This is a genomic window from Endozoicomonas acroporae, assembly GCF_002864045.1.
GTDB classification, from domain to species: domain Bacteria; phylum Pseudomonadota; class Gammaproteobacteria; order Pseudomonadales; family Endozoicomonadaceae; genus Endozoicomonas; species Endozoicomonas acroporae.
Map to the genome: position 1 here is coordinate 1 of NZ_PJPV01000050.1, position 18,031 is coordinate 18,031.

Genomic DNA, 18,031 nt, shown 5'->3' on the forward strand with positions numbered 1-18,031 from the left:
GCGCACGCCATTTGCTGATCTTGAAGCAGCACGTAGCTGGGTGCATGGTTTTGCCCAATGGTACAACGAAGAGCACAAGCACAGTGGACTGAAATTTCTGACACCCGGGCAAAGGCATCGTGGTGAAACCGAGATGCTTATGGCTAACCGCAGAAAGGTTTATGAACAAGCCAAAGAACGCCACCCAGAGCGCTGGGGAAAGAGGTCAACAAGGAACTGGGATCTGGCTGATGAAGTCTGGTTGAATCCCGACAGGCCTGCTGATGATCAACTAAGCAAAGCCGCTTAAGTTGAGGCGACAACTATGTTGACAAACACCGCTATAGACTCTCTACTGTAAAAGTCCTTCAGTTCAATTGCAGAATACATAGTAATAGACTCCCCCCCCTAATACATCGGAATCTATAATGAGATGTTTCGAATCTGGTTCCGAGCCCCTACCAGACCTACGTCCTAAAACCTCCAGCATGACCTACAACTTAACAAACTGATTTTAATAAGAAAAAACGCTGGAGGACTCGAAGGACAAAGTCCTCCACTTTTTCAGAGAGAAGAGAGAAAACGGCAAAAAATGGTGGAAAATAGCTTGTTTGTGGGGAGGGTGAATCCTCCAGAGAAATGCGTTTAACCCTTTGTTATAAGGGTTTATAAACGACAAAACCCTCACAACAGAAGCTGCAAGGGTTTTAATATATGGCGGACCGGACGGGACTCGAACCCGCGACCTCCGGCGTGACAGGCCGGCATTCTAACCGACTGAACTACCGGTCCGCTATCTAGTCTCTAGTTTCAAGATACTAGTTTCTAGTTGGTGGGTGATGACGGGATCGAACCGCCGACCCTCTGCTTGTAAGGCAGATGCTCTCCCAGCTGAGCTAATCACCCAAATTGTTTACTCTGTTTACCTGCTTCTCAACGCAGGCATAAAATGGCGGACCGGACGGGACTCGAACCCGCGACCTCCGGCGTGACAGGCCGGCATTCTAACCGACTGAACTACCGGTCCGCTATCTAGTCTCTAGTTTCAAGATACTAGTTTCTAGCTGGTGGGTGATGACGGGATCGAACCGCCGACCCTCTGCTTGTAAGGCAGATGCTCTCCCAGCTGAGCTAATCACCCAAATTGTTTACTCTGTTTACCCGCTTCTCAAAGCAGGTATAAAGTGGCGGACCGGACGGGACTCGAACCCGCGACCTCCGGCGTGACAGGCCGGCATTCTAACCGACTGAACTACCGGTCCGCTGAAACTTTTCAATCATCCCAGCACTGTCATCAGTACTGAGGGAAGGAGACTTTACCAGAACTCTCCCCGATATCAAGCCCCACTCAGGACTTGTTAACACCAACAACACAATAGAAATGGCGGACCGGACGGGACTCGAACCCGCGACCTCCGGCGTGACAGGCCGGCATTCTAACCGACTGAACTACCGGTCCGCTGTCTAGTTTCCAGTATCTTGATACTAGTTTCTAGCTGGTGGGTGATGACGGGATCGAACCGCCGACCCTCTGCTTGTAAGGCAGATGCTCTCCCAGCTGAGCTAATCACCCTGAATCTTATCAAAGAGATTGTTGAGAACTTTGCTTTGTTCTCTCAAGCTTCCCGAGAGCCTCTCTCAACAACGCGGCGAATTATAAGCAGCTAACCTGTTGATACGCAACAGTTATTAAAAAATTTTTTTATACCCTCTGTTTCTTTATCAACATCAATAACTAATTTACGATCAGGTTTTGTTAACATGTGCTTTCCATCACAGCCTTGAGCCCATACCCGGAAGTGCAGCCCGACCATATGGGACAACAGGGATGGGACAATATGGAAAGCGGCCAAACTTCCGACCAATCAGGATTCTGAAACGATCATGTGGTTTAAAAATCTTATCTTTTACCGGTTTACCCAGCCATTCAAAACGTCCGTTGACGATCTTGAAGAGCAACTTCGCCAGAAACGCTTTCGCAGCTGTGGCAGTCAGGATATGAGCACCTATGGCTGGGTTCCCCCGTTAGGCAAACAGGGTGAACTGCTGACCCATGCCGGCAATGGGTTCGTTATGATCACCGCCCGCAAGGAAGAGAAAATTCTTCCCGCCAGCGTGATCAATGAAGCACTGGAAGAAAAAGTTGAACAGATTGAACAAGAACAGGACCGCCAGGTTTTCAGCAAAGAGAAGAAAGCATTAAAAGACGATGTACTGATGGAACTGCTGCCCAAAGCATTCAGCCGCAGCCAGAACACCTTTGCGTATATTGATCCGGCAAAAGGCTGGCTGGTGGTGGATGCCTCTTCATTCAAGAAAGCTGAAGAGCTGACTTCCTGCATGCGTGAATGCCTTGGCAGTCTGCCGATTATTAACCCGCCACTGAAAAACATGCCATCCCATGCCATGACACGCTGGCTGGCTCAGGAGATCCCCATGCCTGACAAGCTGGTGCTCGGTGATGAGTGTGAGCTGCGTGAGCCCGGTGATGAAGGGGGACAGGTAAAAGTCAGTAAACAGGAATTGATTGGTGAAGAGGTTGAGGTTCACCTTCAGGCAGGAAAACAGGTCAGCAAAATGGCGCTGATTTGGAATGATGCCCTGAGCTTTGTACTTGGTGATGACCTGGTCATTCGTAAACTGAAGTTCACCGACTCCGTTCAGGAACAGCTAGATGAAGTCAACGCTGAAACAGCGGCCGAACAGTTTGACGCAGACTTCGCTATCATGACGCTGACGCTGCAACAAATGCTGGATGAACTGGTGGAAAACCTTGGCGGAATAAGCGAAGAAGCACTGGAAAGACAGGAGGTAGCCAGCTTCTCGGTGGAAATCCCGGAAAAAGAGACTGTTTAAGCGGTTGACCTGAAAAGCGCACGACGGTTAGAGAGTTTCCCTCTGTGCGCTTGATGTTTTTTTGCCTGTGAATTGCCTTCTGGTTTTGACGACAGCTAACGCTGCCACGTGCGCCACCCCTCAACCATTCCCTGCTCTCTTCTGGACGCTACCGAGAAGCTGTTTTAGTTGTGGCACATCAAATTCTCTGCTGTCGGAAGGGAAGCCGCTGATAAAAATATTGTCATCGCTGAGCTCTGATCCGATGGAGCGTTGGAAATCACGCTTTATCTGCGCCTTAACTCCGGTGGCAAGATCCTGATAAAAAGAGGGACTCGACTTTCTTTCTTCACTGCGAATACTCGCAATAGCGTTATCCATTTTGGTGTAAACGAAATAGAGTGGGATACCCGCTTCTTTCACCTGGCTTATCATATTAGCAATAGCATCATAAGGTGCTTTGTTAAAACAATGAGGAACAATCACCGCATCGTAGGCGAGGAGGCCTGAACGATTGGCCATTGCCTTCGGGTTATAATCTGCCTTGATCTCTGGTAGTTCACACAAATAAACAGGTGCCTTATTTAGCTTGTAGCGCTGGGTATCCCGTTGTTGTGAACAAACAACGGTTTCCCGGGCTGCGTCGGTCGCATTAACATCCACTTCACGCAGAAGATTAATCAAAGCCGATTTCCCTCCGCCGCTGGCACCCAGAAACCCTATGTTGATGCACTGGGGGAAATTAACCGGTGACCCGGGATCAGGCTTCAGATTAGCATCGTGACCGGCAGCAGGTTTTGAGCAGTCAGTATTCTCGACCATTACCGATGACTCGCCCGTCAAAGGAGACTGGCCAGCCATCGGTATTGAAACCGACCGTTGGTTCAGGTCAGTGGCGGATGGCTGACTTTCCCCGACGGTGCCGAACAGTTTTTTTTTGACTGCTGATAATCCCGCTACAACTCGGCCGCAAAAATAGCTGATCAGGCGCAAAGGTTGTTTCAGGACGTAAGCGACAGCACTGCCGATTGCAGCTGCTCCATCGTACAAACAATTCATTATTAACCTCCTGATTCAGCTGCTATCTCGACACCAATCCGGGTGAAAGAATGGCTCCTCTTACTTTTTTGACCACAGGATCAATATAAAGTTCAGAAAAGATAGCACGAGCATTCCAGGAGACTGAGTCCGGGAATGCGAGTGGAGGATCAAGATTTGGTGAGACAAAATCAGTGCAGTAAACCAAACAGCTTGCCGCGATAACGCTTGGCGATTGGATTACCCTGCCCCAGCTGATCAAACACCTGCAACATCAGCAGCCTGGCACCGTCTTCACGGAATTCACGGTCCCGACGAACAATCGTCAGCAAATTCTCCAGCGCTTCTTCATTCTGGTCAGCAATCACCAACCGGATCGCCAGCTGGTAGCGAGCCTCATGATCATTGTCATTGTCCGCCAGCCGGGCTGCCAATTCATTTCGGGCAGGGGCATCCGCAACCATTTCGTAGAAGGCCAGTTTGGCTTTCGGTTGGGCAATGCCTTCTGCGTCTGTGGGGAGCACAGCCATCAACTGCCGGGCTTCGTCGATACGTCCCAGCTCCAGCAGCAGGTTTACCTGCAACACTTGCAGGGCATGGTTATCAGGCTCATCCTGCAAAATGTTCTGGAGCAACTCCAGTGCCTGGCCAGCTTCGCCTTCAGCCATCAGCGCTTCGACCTGCTGGCGAATCATTTCTGCCGGACTCATGGTCAATGGATCCAGCACTTCACGCAGCTGCTCTTCTGACTGGGGCCCACTGAACACCTTAACCGGTCTTCCCTGGTGCAAAACCACCTGTCCGGGTAATGCTCTTACCTGCAATTGACTCACCAGCTGCTGCGCCAGCATCTGCTCGGTTTCTGCGGCCACTTTCGCCAGTATCAGCTTCCCCTGGTAAGCAGCTGCCAACGCTTCCAGAACACCCAGTTGCGCTGAACAGGCCGGATCACTCTGCATACCTATATATAGAAGCACGGGCTGATCTGCGGATTGCTGGAGCACTTCCTGAATATTCGCTTCTGTTACATCCACCACGAAGCTTTGCTCATTCATCACATTTGCCACCTTGAAATTCTGCTGGGATCAGGGCCTTTGCAGCAGCAATGACCACTAAACGATGAGGCAATAATAATGATACTTTCAACTGACGATAAGGCCTTTGTCAGCATTTTTAACTCGCTGTTTTTTTTGCACCCGGTTCCGTCTGAAGCAATGTGATTAAACACTTCGCCGCAAGCCAGCGGAGAATAGACCCGGCAGCACAAACTTTTTCTTTAAGAATATCTTGGAATTAACAGTACTTTGTATTTCCAGACTTCAAGCCGACATCGCGATCATTACTTTACCCACAGAATCTGTGGATAAGTTTGTGGATGATCACTCACAACCCGTCACAAAGACCGATGTTTACTACCCCTTTATTAAACTGGCTATTTTTTGATCTATTTTTTTCTTTATTTTTCATGCACTTAGAATAAGTACTTACAAAATCAGTCACTTATGGCAGCGAAAAAAAATACACGTCAATCGCTTGACATTTGTGCATAAAAAATTTTGCCAGCCCCCTCTAACAAGAGCCATGAGCCCTCCGCCGAAAACTCCGGGACGATGTCTAAATAACAAACAGTTATTAATGAACCCGATCCAAGCTGGGCAGGTTCCCGATCTGCAGAGTTGTTTTGCTGCTTTTTCCTGTACAGAGAACATGGGTTATTTGCTATGATTTCGAACCGTACCTCCCCCCTTGCGCCGGGTAGAGCTGTATCACCATCATGGGTGATAAATCGACATTACAAAACAAAATACAGAACAGGTAGCTGCAATGAGTCTTGCTGATAAGGTCCTGGCCGTTAACAACGATCTCCCGATTCGCACCGACCTTCCTATTCACTCCGGCAAGATACGCTCCGTCTACTGGCTTACCGAAGCGGACAGCCGACGGTTGATCAACGAACAAGGCTATGATGTCGCTGCCGATGCACCACTGGCCGTTATGGTTATTTCTGATCGAATCAGTGCCTTTGACTGTATCTGGCATGGTGAGGGGGGGCTGAACGGTGTCCCCGGCAAAGGCGCTGCGCTGAATGCGATCTCTAACCACTGGTTCAATCTCTTCAAACAACATGGCCTGGCGGACAGCCATATCCTGGCGATCCCTCATCCACTGGTCTGGATTGTCCAGAAAGCGCAACCGGTAATGATTGAAGCCATCGGTCGTCAGTATATTACCGGCTCAATGTGGCGGGCCTACAGCAAAGGGGAGCGCGAGTTCTGCGGTATACGACTTCCGGAAGGGCTGGAGAAAGATCAACCACTGCCGGGGCTACTGATCACTCCATCAACCAAGGGGGTGTTAACAGGCATTCCCGGAGTCCCTGAGGCGGATGACGTCAATATTACCCGCAAAGACCTGGAAGATAATTACAGGGCTTTCAATTTTCGCCATCCTGATGATATTGACCGCTACGAAACCCTGCTTCAGGAAGGCTTCACGGTTATCAGCCAGTCCCTGACCGCCCTGGACCAGATGTTTGTTGATACCAAATTTGAGTTTGGTTACGTCACCGATGCTCGTGGACAGGAAAAGCTGATTTATATGGATGAGGTTGGCACGCCGGACTCCTCCAGGATTTGGGACGGTGAAGCCTATCGTCAGGGCGAGGTGATTGAAAATTCAAAAGAGAGCTTCCGGCAGTTTCTGCTGAATCACTTCCCTGAGCCTGATATCCTGCTGAATAAAGAGCGAATGCCAGAGCGGGAAGCCCTTGCCAGAGATCATGCACTGCCGGAAAGCGCATTGATGGACCTTTCCAGAACTTACACAGCGATTGCTGAAAAGATTACCGGTAAGTCTCTCGAACTCTCTGACAACCCCAAGGCTGAGATTATTGAAATTCTGGATAAGGAGTATGGTTTGATCGATTCCAGATAAACCATCAAAAGGAACAACTGTCGTTCAGGGATAGATGCAATAAAGCAGGCTTACGCCTGCTTTATTTATTGAAGATCATTATTTATTGAAGATTGTCCTGAATCACCTTGAGCAGTCTCTGACTGACATCTGCAGGTGCTGAGGTATTCACATCCTTTTCTACCGAAAGCTGAACCGCCTCAGAGTAATTACTCACCCTGACCGTCAGCGTTTTCTGCTCATCAGACACATCGGTGTCTTGCTCATCACTGAACCAACCTGACCAGAAGCTCTTTTTCTCTTGCTCCTGTTCCAGTTGTGGCACACTGTCAGCAAGATAGAAGAGACCGGCGGAACGGTTACGATCAACAACCTTCAGTCCAGCGTTATCCATAGCATTGGCAACAGCGTCCCAGACACGGGCATAGGACAGGCCACGTACCGTCAGCACCGGGTTACCATTACCATCGCGGCCCGCTTCCGTGACTGAAGCAATATCAAGCCCCTGAGCCTGGAGAGAAACCGATGACTGAACATCATCCCGTGCCAGGTAAACCAGCATCTCTGCCAGCACATCGTTTGCCTTCCGCTTGCTTGTCTCTCCCAAGTTATCCCAGTTCTCAGGAGTCGCAGCCGGTTTCCCTTTTTTAGCCAATGGCCGACCCTGATGATAGACATAAACCTCGGTGGTTCCGCCTTTCAGGCCATTGCGAACCTCAAAGCGAAAGCGTTCTTCCATCGGCTCAAGATCATCAGCTCCAAATAATTTACCGAATGTCCGGTACATCACACCGTGATCTTTATCCTTGCCAAAGTCATGCCACTGGGTTTCAACAACGCCTTTGTCAAACTCTGTGCTGGCAATGCCAACACCCAGCTCTTCCATCAGCCATTCAATATAACCCAGCACACCGGGCAACACTTCACCCGGCCCACGATCAACGGACAACCATTCCTGACTGCCATTGCGTTCAAGGCTGTAATGATCACCTTCTTTTAACATCAATCGCTGGGAAGGCCTTGGAACTTCGAACTCCCGTGGCAGTTTCTGGTCAGTCAGGCCAGCCTCTGGAATCACCAGAATATCCCCCAGTTCCCTGGCCTGAGTTCCCGCCGGCAAGGTGATGGGCTCAGCGGTCTGCGCCTCGATGTAGTCTCCGGCACGATCCCGCAGATACCCCTGCTGGCCAAAAGGGTTGGCACAACCTGTCAGCACCAATGCGCTGATCACAACAGACAGGCCCAACCGGGCATGCCTTGGCAACTCACTGATCCTTTGACCTGGAACCATCAAATCAACCCCGCCTTTTGCAGTGCACTTCTAACATCGGAGTGATAACACTCCGAAAGGGGTGTCAATGGTAAACGAATACCGTCCTTGATCATCCCCATCTCCTTTAATGCCCATTTTACTGGAATCGGATTGGCTTCCAGAAAGAGCTGACTGCTCAATGCTTCAATCCGGGCATTGAGCGCTTGAGCTGTATTGCGATCGCCCGCCGTGGCAGCAACACACAATTCATGCATAATCTTTGGTGCAACATTATTGACCACAGAGATAACGCCATTTGCCCCCTGGAGCATCAGCTCCATACCGGTAGCATCATCACCGGAGTAAATGGCAAAGTCTTCACCACACAACGCCCGAATCTGTTGGCCACGCTCAACAATGCCCGTGGCTTCCTTAACGCCGACAATATTGTCCAGCTGACTCAGGCGGCCAATGGTTTCCGGCAGCAGATCCACCGCCGTTCGGCCGGGAACATTATAGAGGATCTGGGGAATCGCCACCGATTCAGCCACCGTTTGGTAATGAAGGTAAAGCCCTTCCTGAGTCGGCTTGTTGTAATAGGGGGTCACCAGCAAACAGGCATCCACGCCCAATGCCTTGGCTTCCGCCGTCAGGTGGACGGCCTCTGCGGTTGAGTTGGCCCCGGTACCGGCAATCACGGGAATCCGGCCATTCACCTGGTCCACCACGCGTTTTATGGCTTCACAATGTTCCTGCACCGTCAGAGTGGCTGACTCACCCGTGGTACCCACCACCACGATCCCATCCGTCCCCTGGTCAATATGATGCTCTACAAGGGCATGCATACTCTCCCAGTCCAGCTCACCATTGCCATACATGGGGGTAACAATAGCCACCAGGCTCCCGGTAATCATCAGTTCACTCCTAAAGGCAGAATCTTGCGTAATGTTACTAACGCCCTTTTACATTCACAAGGCCGAAATCCATCCCGGCCCGGCTTTGTTGAACTTTGTTGAAAAACTGAAGTCAAAAAAAGTTGAGAAAAAAAGAAGAGAAAAAGCTTAAAATATTTGAATACCTTTTAAGACCTGCCTTTTTTTCAGTGATGGTTTAAACTAACTCCCCTGAAATTAATAATGACTAATGAGAGCGACTAAGGATAAAACATGAGCGTAACTCTGGGCCAACCCGTTCCTGACTTTACCGCCCAAGCGACCAGTGACACGACGGTCAAACTCTCTGAACTCAAAGGCCGTAAAGTCGTCCTGTTTTTCTACCCAAAAGACAATACCCCAGGCTGTACCAGTGAAGGACAGGCCTTCAGAGATCATTACAGCCAATTTCAAGAGTCAGACACGCTGGTCTTTGGCGTATCCAAAGATGGCATCAAGGCTCATGAAAACTTCCGGGCCAAACACGAGTTCCCTTTTGAGCTGATCTCTGATTTAGATGAAACGCTCTGCAAACTGTTTGACGTCATCAAGTTAAAGCAGATGTATGGCAAGGAGTATTTGGGGATCGAGCGAAGCACCTTCCTGATCGACAGCAATGGTGTACTGCAACACGAGTGGCGCAAGGTTCGCATTAAAGGGCATGTTGAAGATGTTCTGCAGGCCGCACAAATGGTAGATACTCAGGCGCAGACCGATAGCAGTGACAACAGCAACGAAGAAGAGTAATAAAAAGCGGAGTAATAAACGCTCTCTTGCGAACTGAAAAAGCGGGCATTGCCCACTTTTTCAGTAGTTGTCTTTAACTTAACTCCACATCCGCCACTGTCGGCCAGGCATTCATTACCGCCTTTAACAAGGTTGCCAGGGGAATGGCAAAAAAGATCCCCCAGAACCCCCACAAACCGCCAAACACCAGAACGGCAATGATAATGGCAACAGGATGAAGGTTCACCGCTTCAGAGAACAGCAGCGGCACCAGCACATTACCATCCAGCGCCTGAATGATCCCATAGCACACCATCAGAATCACAAACTGATCATCCAATCCCCATTGGAAAAAACCAATAATGGCAACGGGAATCGTCACCACGGTCGCCCCGATATAGGGCACAACAACCGAGAAACCGACCATCACCGCCAGAAGCGCAGAATAGCTTAACCCTAACAGGGCAAACAGCACATAACTGACACCCCCGACAATAACAATTTCTATCGCCTTCCCCCGGATATAGTTGGCAATCTGGTCATTCATCTCATCAGCAACCTGGTCAATCAGCCTGCGACGGCGAGGAAGAATGCCGGCCATCCAGCCCAGCAAAACCTCTTTATCCTTGAGAAAAAAGAAAACCAGGATAGGCACCAGAATCAGGTAGACCAGAAGAGCAACGATACCGGGGAGCTTAGACAGCGAAAAAGACAATGCCCACTGCCCAAAATCGGCCAGGTGCTTATTAATGGTTGTGACCAGCAGGCTAACCTGGTGCTCAGAAACAAAGCCGGGGTATAGATCTGGCAAACTCACCAGCAACGCCTGCCCCTGACGAACCATGCCTGGCATGGCATTTAACAGGTGTGTCACCTGTTCCCACACCAGCGGCACCACCACAAAAATCACCAGCAACAACGCAGCAACAAATCCGGTAAAAACCAGGTTAACGGCCAGAAGATGAGGCATTCGCTGTCGCTCAAGCCAGTTCACCAGGCCTTGCATCAGAAACGCAAAAATCAAAGCAGCCAATGCCGGTGCCAGCATTTTCCCCATGGTCAGCACAACAACAAAGCCAACCAGCAACAGGATCAGAAGCACAATCGCTTCCTGATCCGAGAGATAGCTGTGCAACCATCCCTTAATGACATTCAGCATCAAATGCTCCGTTAGTTATTCAACGACTCAAGATTCATTATTCAACGCAAATCCCTTACTACTTATGCTGCAATGTATGGATATAAACGCCGTGCTCTTCTTCACTGGCCAGCAGGATATGCCCGCTGATATTAGCAAAGCTGGCAAAATCCCTGACCGAGCCGGGATCTGTCGCATACACTCTGATAACCTGACCTGACTGCATTCGACTGAGTGCCTGTTTGGCTTTCAGCAGTGGCAGTGGACAGTTCATACCTTTAAGATCAAGCTCCTGATCAACATCCATAATAACGACTCATTCTTTACAGGCTGCAACAGTATAAATACCCAACGTTAATATCAACGACAGTGTAAACGACAAAACTGTTTAAGCACTTTAGCGCGCAAATGGTTAAAAGCGGAAATATCCCGTCTATGAACAACCCTATTATGATATTGCTCAACCATAAACAGATTCGTGATAAAGTGTACTGTAGAAAACACGGGTATGGATATTCTATGAAACGAGCGGGCTTTTTGTCAGTACTTATCTTAGCCACAGCACTGACCTCGGTACTGTCGACCTACTCCAGCGCCACCATGAGCAGCAACCTCAACCTGCCGAGCCTGGGTGATAGCACTTCGGGTATTATTTCCCAACAGGAAGAGCATGAGCTCGGACGGTCATGGTTAAAAGCCCTGCGCAATCAGACCCCCATGGTTTCTGACCCGCAACTGAAAGACTACCTGGAAAACCTTATCTTTCGACTGGCCGCTGCCAGCCAACTACAAGATCACCGGCTGGTCCCGCTGGTGATTGACAGCCCGGTCCTGAATGCTTTTGCCGCCCCGGGCGGCATCGTTGGCGTTAACACCGGCCTGTTTCTCAATGCCGAAACCGAAGCCCAGTTTGCCGCCGTTCTGGCACACGAACTGGCACACTTGAGCCAGCGTCACTACGCCCGCAATGTTGAAGAGGCACGGAACAAAAGCATCCCCAATGCCGCCGCCATTCTTGGGTCCATACTGATCATGGCCACCGCAGGGGGAGATGCCGGTGCCGCAGCACTGACCTCAACCGTGGCTGGAATGCAAAGTGCACGGCTTCGTTTCAGTCGCCAGTTTGAACGGGAAGCGGATAACATCGGCATCACCACCCTTGCCAGGGCCGGCTTTGACCCACAGGCCATGCCTGAAATCTTTGAACAAATGAACAAAGCCAGCCGCTACGGCAGCCGTCCTCCGGAATTCCTGCTGACACACCCGGTGACAGAAAACCGGATTGCAGACTCCCGGGCCCGGGCTGACCAGATGTCAGACCAGCAGTTAAAAACTACGAAAGGCTCACAAAACTACCAATTCATGCGAGTGCGTGCCGCCGTCCTGAACAGCAACAACCATCACGAAATGGCCAGACAGCTGAACAAGGAATTAGAGTCCGGATTAACCGCCGCATCAACAGCCAGCCTGGCTCCCACTCGATATGGATTGGTGCTGGCCAGCATGAAAACCCGAAACTTCACGGTCGCAGAGCAGCAAATGAATCTTCTGCTGCAACAATACCCTGATAACCCTTATCTGATTATGACCCAGTCTCTGGTACAAGCCGCCTCCGGAAAAGCCAGCCAGGGTCTTAAACGCATCGACCAGGCACTGAGTACCAACCCACAAAGCTACCCGCTGATGGCCACCCGGGCAGAAATTCTGCTGCAACAACAGGATTATGCCAGCGCCCGGGATGAGCTGCAGAAACTCAGCCGCCTCCGTCCGGACGATCCGGACATCTGGTTTGAGCTGGCGGAAGTTCAGGGGCTGGCAGAGGATATTGTCGGCCTGCATCAGTCAAGGGCTGAGTACTTCTTCCTGAATGGCAATCTGGATGATGCTATCAGACACCTGCAGTATGCATTAAAGATGTCAGGTGATAACTTCTCGCTCAAATCAAAACTTCAGCAAAAGCTGACGGATATGCAAAACTATCGCCAGAAAATGAGAAATTCATAATCAATATCCAGAAGACGCTCCTGCCTGATCCTGAAAAATTGCCGGGGCTCCAAGGCAGACCGCTGCACGGCGACTTTTAGCCCAGACAGCATTGGTATTTTTTTCATTATCAAGCAATGATTTTTCTTCTTTTAGCAGGGGGGGCAGGAATCCAGCTGCCCATCGGCCATTGCCGTGACTGAGCTCACCCCGTCAGTATGCCCTTGTGCGTCGATACGCACGGCCCCCGCCTTGAGATCCCACACCTTTACGTCCTGGTCGTCAGAACAGGAAACCAGCAGCCCATTGGCCAATTGCGTGACTGAGTTCACCCAGCTTTCATGCCCATTCAGCGTCGCCACACATTGCTGCCCATCGGGCATGCTCAGATCCCACACCTTTATGCTCTTGTCACCAGAGCCGCCAAAATCAAGATAGCTACCAGCACAGGAAGCCAGCCGACCATCGGCCAATACCGTGACAGATCTCACCCAGCTGGTATGCCCATTCAACGTTGCCACGCATTGCTGCCCGTCAGGTTTGCTGAGATCCCATACCTTTATGGTCTTGTCAAGAGAGCAGGAAGCCAGCCGCCCATCGTCAAATGCCGTGACAGATGTCACCCATTGGTTATGCCCATTCAGTGTCGCCACGCATTGCTGCCCGTCGGGCTTACTCAGATCCCACACCTTTACGGTCTTATCACCAGCGCAGGAAGCCAGCCGCCCATCAGGCAATTGCGTGACTGAACTCACCCCCGTGGTATGCCCACGCAGCGTCGCCACGCATTGCTTCCCGTCGGGCTTACTCAGATCCCACACCTTGACGGTTCCGTCAGTAGCGCAGGAAGCCAGCCGCCCATCGGCCAATGGTATGACTGAGCGCACGTGATAGGAATGCCCACGCAGCGTCGCCACGCATTGCTGCCCGTCGGGCTTACTCAGATCCCACACGTTTACGGTCTCATCATCAGAGCAGGAAGCCAGCCGCCCATCAGGCAATTCCGTGACTGAGCGTACAATGCCAGTATGTCCCTTCAGCGTCATCACGCATTGCGACCCATCGGGCTTGCTCAGATCCCACACCCTTACGGTTTCGTCAGCAGCGCAAGAAGCCAGCCGCCCATCAGCCTGTGGCGTGACTGACATCACCTCGCCAGTATGCCCAGACAGAGTCTTCATACAGGTTTGCGAGGCATCATTTCCCAGAGAAGCCAGGTATTCATTGCTTACGTATCTTCCATAAGCAAGTCGTAAAAAAGGGTTCTTGATTTCATTGTTTGGAACAGCAGGTATCCCCCTGTTTTCAATTATTTTTCTATAGGCTTCGGAGGGAGATCCATAATATCGAACGAATAGGATTTGCAGCCTTTCTTCGGTGTTAAAAAGTGTATTTAACCGCCTGCTGGTCAAATCCAGGCTTCGCCAATCAACGAAACTCAGGTTGTCAGCAATTTTAACCAGGAGTTCATCTGGTAATGCCAATAAAGGCGACACCTGTTCCGGGGGAACAACCGAAACCCTCTCTGACGTTTTTTCTCCTGCCTGATTGTGACACGGGATTGTTCTACCGCAGCTTTGAAGGGAAAAGTTAGCATTATCACCAATCTCAATCTTATTGTTCATAGAACCTCTGACCGTTAACAAATCTGGAGTTTATTTCCGAGTCTGAAATAATGAATTCAAGTTATATAACTCTGTCTGATCTCTGCCCCGATAAATAGTAAAGCAATATTTGCCGCAGGAAGGCGCACGAATTTAGCTGCACAAGTTTTTCCCATTAATTAGACAATATTTTCTTCAGACTCCGGAATTTATACGACAAAAAGTTTGGAACTATCCAATGAAAAAACAGTCTGCACAATGGTCACTAACGTTTATATAAAGTATGAGGTCAAGGTCGAATATGCTCGTTCGATGCGTCCCAAAATCTGCTTCAGAAATCGACAGAATGATGAACCAGCATGGTGATTTTGATATTTGTCCGGCCAGTGCCAATCTGGAAAAAGACCCCAGACATAAATCAGTACCGCTAACGAAGCCAAATTCCCTTAGCACCGCCCCGGGACATTATCTGGAGGCTAAACTTGAGTCAGATGTCGTTGGCTTTTTTCTTCTTACCTGCAATGGTCCGGGTTACACCGTCATCCCACTGAACCCTGGCAAGCGTCTTTATCTTGTTGATGAGCACAAGGGCTTTGTGCAGGGTTTGAACCTGGTTATCAAGACGCTCCAGGAGCGAGATATCTGGGTCGTGCGAAGCTGGCTTGATGTAACCCGCAAAATAGATGCTATTACTGATCCGAAAGAGCGGCGCATTAAAGATGATTCCTGTTGGATGGACCCGACGATTTGGTATGAAAATCATTGCAACGCCGGACGCTGCTCGCTGCCCAACACTACTGCTGATCGATACCAGACTTTTACCGAGCACAAGGGTGAATCTGGACTATGTCGTATGTTATTAAACACCCCCGAGTTGCTCAGCCACTATGTTGATGAAGGCCTGTTTTTTTCCGGAAGCTATGCCTGTGATAAAGCAGCAGACAAATCCCTGCTGCAAACTCAGGCCGCAGCCCCGGGGGTCAAAGGGCTTGATGAGCGATTAACCTGCGCTTTTTGTCTGAAAAATTCACGCTTTGTCGCGGCCGGGATAACCGAGACTTTTCAAAAAGAACAGAAAAACCCTATTAAGGCAGAGAATATTACCAGAAGTTATCTGAAAACGGGGGTGTTGCAGAGGGATGGACTGCACGACTCTCGTTGTTTAAGAAACATCTATCGCGACAAGCCTCTGGTGCAGTTAATCGATGCTGAGGGCAATGTCAGAGCCACCCAAATTTACTTTATTGCGGACCCCGTACAGGAAAGCAGATTAAATGAGCCTGATAAAATGGATCGATCCTGCCCCTACCTCCGGGTGTTTGTGCTCCACCCCCATGACAGACAAAAAGCAGGCTCCCTGTTTGCCTCCCACAGGGAGGTAGCTGAAATCATCCATCAGGAGAACAATAGAAAGCTGAGGGAAATGATTAACAGTTCAGCCCGGGAGGTTTCCTCCGTCATCATTGATTCAGGGAGAAACAGGCTGCTGGGATTGCCTGAGCATTCCAGAACCGTCGGGAAGTTTAAAAAGAAGCTGGACAAAGCCACTTTGGCTTTTCAAGTGCAATATGCTTCATCAGCCCTTTGCCTGGAGCTGGAATCTTATAAGAAATTATGGCAACAGCTGCCTGCCCCCCGATCCCCGACAGAACAGGTTGTTTCTGATTTTTTAGTAAACGCCAACAGGGCATTCTGCCAGCTGTACACATGGAGTCACCTGATGGGCGAACTGATATTGCTGAGAAACAATTTAAGTAGTCATTTGCATTTCGTACTTAAACCCATCATTCAGAAAGTAGCATTACGACGTCTGCGAGCCCGGGATTATCTTCACCAAAGCATCATTAAGCATTCATCACCCCCTCATCCGGCCTGGCCGTTGAGTATGACCCGGCTGGCCACCCCGTTTTCCTGGGAGAAGCTGCAAAGTGGAGATCCCTGCTTTCGTCAGATTAGCGAGATAGGCACCGAAATATTGGTGCAGTTGCAGAAATTGACATTTAAGAACATTACACAAGGCAGGTAGCAGGCTTTGGGTGAGAATTGAGTGATGCTGTTGCTCTCAGAATAAAGCCTGCACCTGGACTGTAAATAACGCCGTTTGACCTCAAATAATTATCAGGTTCACGTCATCCCCGGGAACTATCCGCCATCTAAACGGTCAGAAATTAGTAGATAATAACCAGGTCAAAAATTAATAAGGACTCTAATAATGCCCAAGCTCTCCTTTACTAACTCATCAGGCACCAGAACATTTACACTGGAGTGCAGCTTTACACTTAACCCCAGGACAACTAACCGCAGGACAAATAGCAATCCTGATTCGCCCCCCTCTGGAACACACCCGGAGACCATTCGAGTCAATTTCAACGGTAAGCGGGTTCGCGAAACAACGCCTACAGGAAATCTCCCCACCGTCCAACCCCATGAATCTTTTACCCAGACCCTCTTCCAGAGAATTGTCCAGCTTTCTCCTTTTGTCAGGGAGGCGGCCTGCACGCTCCGCCTTGATACCGATATCGATTTAAATGACGATGGCAATACGTCTGAAAATGCCTCTGAATCATCCTTGCCCTTTCCCCAATTACCATTCACATTACCTCTGGTTGATGGACAGGAAATCAGCGTGGAGGATTTTCAGTCGTTATTCCTGCGGGCATGCTCAAACGATAATGCAAATGTCATCAACCATCTGGCACAAGCCGTGCCTTCTTCGACGTTTATGCGCCTGACAACAACGGGGGAAGGCGAAGGGCCTACCTTAGATCCTTTTGCAAGGGCAGCCATATCGAATCATGAGAAAATCTTATCCTGTCTGTGTACTGCTTTTCCCGATGCCAGGAAACAAAAACAAGAAGCGCTACACTGGGCAGTTAAGAACAGGCAATCGAAATCAGTAGAGATTCTTTGCAAAGAGGGTAAAGCTGACCCGGATTCGCTTTACACGGATGGCCTGACAGCGCTACAGAAAAGCATGGAAATCGAAGATACCGATACAATGAGGGTACTATTATCGGCTGGAACCGATGTCAACAGATTTTATTATGACATCGCCAGGTCCTATTTTTATAAGGCCTTCAAGCAAGGCAATAACGATGTTATTCGTACGCTGCTCAGCGCCGTTAAGGATGTCAATAAGCCAATCATTGAAGGCGGCATTCGACTGCTCCATCTGGCTGCCTGGTCAGGCAACCTGGAAATTATTGACCATCTGATAGAACACGGTGCCAAGATAAACCAAAGCACCGGTCGGTGGAATGGCAGGGCTACTCCCATGCATTTTGCAGCCTTAGAGGGCCACCTGCCGACAATGTTCAAGCTTATCGACAATGGTGGCAATTTATATGAAGGCAAAGCCAACATTAACAAATTTTTTTGGCGTATAGAGGCAAAATTTCCCAGCACTTGTTATATGCTCAAGCAACACCTGTTTGACAAATCTCTCTACTTCTTTAAAGGAGGTACGCCGCTGGAACTCTATGTAGGGATTCCACCTCAGGCGGAAGCTAAATCAAAACATAAGCTACAAGCCACTTTGATCAATTACATGGATAAAAACGGGAAGAGCTTATAATACTGTCCCGGGAGGCCGTCCATTCTCAGACGACCTGCTCAGAAACCGGGAAGATAA

General features: G+C 49.6%; 13 protein-coding genes, 7 tRNA genes and 1 pseudogene. 7 read left to right on the forward strand and 14 right to left on the reverse strand.

Going from position 1 to position 18,031, the window contains the following annotated elements:
* Positions 1-289, forward strand: a pseudogene (locus CX664_RS08555) (integrase core domain-containing protein); the annotation flags it as partial.
* Between the two features lie 405 nt (positions 290-694).
* Here CX664_RS08555 and CX664_RS08560 read toward each other — a convergent pair.
* The 7 genes from CX664_RS08560 to CX664_RS08590 all read right to left on the reverse strand — a co-directional run bounded on the left by CX664_RS08560 (position 695) and on the right by CX664_RS08590 (position 1,552).
* A tRNA-Asp gene (locus CX664_RS08560) sits at positions 695-771 on the reverse strand.
* Between the two features lie 38 nt (positions 772-809).
* Positions 810-885 (reverse strand) — tRNA-Val (locus tag CX664_RS08565).
* A gap of 44 nt (positions 886-929) precedes the next feature.
* A tRNA-Asp gene (locus CX664_RS08570) sits at positions 930-1,006 on the reverse strand.
* Between the two features lie 38 nt (positions 1,007-1,044).
* Positions 1,045-1,120, reverse strand: a tRNA-Val gene (locus CX664_RS08575).
* A gap of 44 nt (positions 1,121-1,164) precedes the next feature.
* Positions 1,165-1,241 (reverse strand) — tRNA-Asp (locus tag CX664_RS08580).
* 120 nt (positions 1,242-1,361) lie between these two features.
* Positions 1,362-1,438: transfer RNA gene (locus tag CX664_RS08585), tRNA-Asp, on the reverse strand.
* Positions 1,439-1,476: 38 nt separating this feature from the next.
* Positions 1,477-1,552: transfer RNA gene (locus tag CX664_RS08590), tRNA-Val, on the reverse strand.
* Positions 1,553-1,863: 311 nt separating this feature from the next.
* Between CX664_RS08590 and rdgC the strand changes: the two genes are divergently transcribed.
* Positions 1,864-2,835 carry a recombination-associated protein RdgC gene (rdgC, locus tag CX664_RS08600; protein ID WP_101746335.1) on the forward strand — a complete coding sequence of 324 codons (972 nt, stop codon included), beginning with the start codon at positions 1,864-1,866 and terminating at the stop codon, positions 2,833-2,835.
* A 120-nt stretch (positions 2,836-2,955) separates the two neighbouring features.
* Here rdgC and CX664_RS08605 read toward each other — a convergent pair whose 3' ends face one another.
* Complete coding sequence (locus tag CX664_RS08605) at positions 2,956-3,873, reverse strand: P-loop NTPase family protein (protein ID WP_101746336.1); 918 nt, start codon at positions 3,871-3,873, stop codon at positions 2,956-2,958.
* Positions 3,874-4,043: 170 nt separating this feature from the next.
* Entirely contained in the window at positions 4,044-4,907 is an 864-nt protein-coding gene (locus CX664_RS08610) for a tetratricopeptide repeat protein (protein ID WP_101746337.1), read from the reverse strand.
* Positions 4,908-5,676: 769 nt separating this feature from the next.
* On the opposite strand from CX664_RS08610, the gene CX664_RS08615 reads away from it, so the two are divergent.
* A complete protein-coding gene (locus tag CX664_RS08615; RefSeq protein ID WP_101746338.1) occupies positions 5,677-6,786 on the forward strand; it encodes a phosphoribosylaminoimidazolesuccinocarboxamide synthase in 1,110 nt (369 codons plus the stop codon).
* 82 nt (positions 6,787-6,868) lie between these two features.
* On the opposite strand, the gene bamC is transcribed toward CX664_RS08615, so the two are convergent.
* Together bamC and dapA are read right to left on the reverse strand one after the other, a co-directional pair.
* Positions 6,869-8,056, reverse strand: a complete 1,188-nt coding sequence (gene bamC, locus CX664_RS08620; protein ID WP_101746339.1) for an outer membrane protein assembly factor BamC — start codon at positions 8,054-8,056, stop codon at positions 6,869-6,871.
* A complete protein-coding gene (gene dapA / locus CX664_RS08625; protein ID WP_101746340.1) occupies positions 8,056-8,931 on the reverse strand; it encodes a 4-hydroxy-tetrahydrodipicolinate synthase in 876 nt (291 codons plus the stop codon). Before dapA ends, bamC begins: the two co-directional genes overlap by 1 nt.
* A gap of 252 nt (positions 8,932-9,183) precedes the next feature.
* Between dapA and CX664_RS08630 the strand changes: the two genes are divergently transcribed.
* The gene (locus tag CX664_RS08630) at positions 9,184-9,696 is read left to right on the forward strand and encodes a peroxiredoxin (protein WP_101746341.1); all 513 of its coding nucleotides are present in this window, start codon (positions 9,184-9,186) and stop codon (positions 9,694-9,696) included.
* A 73-nt stretch (positions 9,697-9,769) separates the two neighbouring features.
* Here CX664_RS08630 and CX664_RS08635 read toward each other — a convergent pair whose 3' ends face one another.
* Both CX664_RS08635 and CX664_RS08640 read right to left on the reverse strand, forming a co-directional pair.
* Positions 9,770-10,834, reverse strand: a complete 1,065-nt coding sequence (locus CX664_RS08635) for an AI-2E family transporter (protein WP_101746342.1) — start codon at positions 10,832-10,834, stop codon at positions 9,770-9,772.
* Positions 10,835-10,892: 58 nt separating this feature from the next.
* Entirely contained in the window at positions 10,893-11,120 is a 228-nt protein-coding gene (locus tag CX664_RS08640) for a sulfurtransferase TusA family protein (RefSeq protein WP_101746343.1), read from the reverse strand.
* Between the two features lie 230 nt (positions 11,121-11,350).
* Here CX664_RS08640 and CX664_RS08645 point away from each other — a divergent pair, with 230 nt between their 5' ends.
* Positions 11,351-12,817 (forward strand): M48 family metalloprotease, encoded by a 1,467-nt coding sequence (locus tag CX664_RS08645; protein ID WP_180966431.1) that lies wholly within the window; start codon positions 11,351-11,353, stop codon positions 12,815-12,817.
* 131 nt (positions 12,818-12,948) lie between these two features.
* On the opposite strand, the gene CX664_RS08650 is transcribed toward CX664_RS08645, so the two are convergent.
* A complete protein-coding gene (locus tag CX664_RS08650) occupies positions 12,949-14,421 on the reverse strand; it encodes an F-box/WD repeat-containing protein (protein WP_101746345.1) in 1,473 nt (490 codons plus the stop codon).
* A 325-nt stretch (positions 14,422-14,746) separates the two neighbouring features.
* Here CX664_RS08650 and CX664_RS08655 point away from each other — a divergent pair, with 325 nt between their 5' ends.
* Both CX664_RS08655 and CX664_RS08660 read left to right on the forward strand, forming a co-directional pair.
* Entirely contained in the window at positions 14,747-16,426 is a 1,680-nt protein-coding gene (locus tag CX664_RS08655) for a hypothetical protein (protein WP_101746346.1), read from the forward strand.
* Between the two features lie 600 nt (positions 16,427-17,026).
* Complete coding sequence (locus tag CX664_RS08660; protein ID WP_180966432.1) at positions 17,027-17,974, forward strand: ankyrin repeat domain-containing protein; 948 nt, start codon at positions 17,027-17,029, stop codon at positions 17,972-17,974.
* The last annotated feature ends 57 nt before the right edge of the window (positions 17,975-18,031 follow it).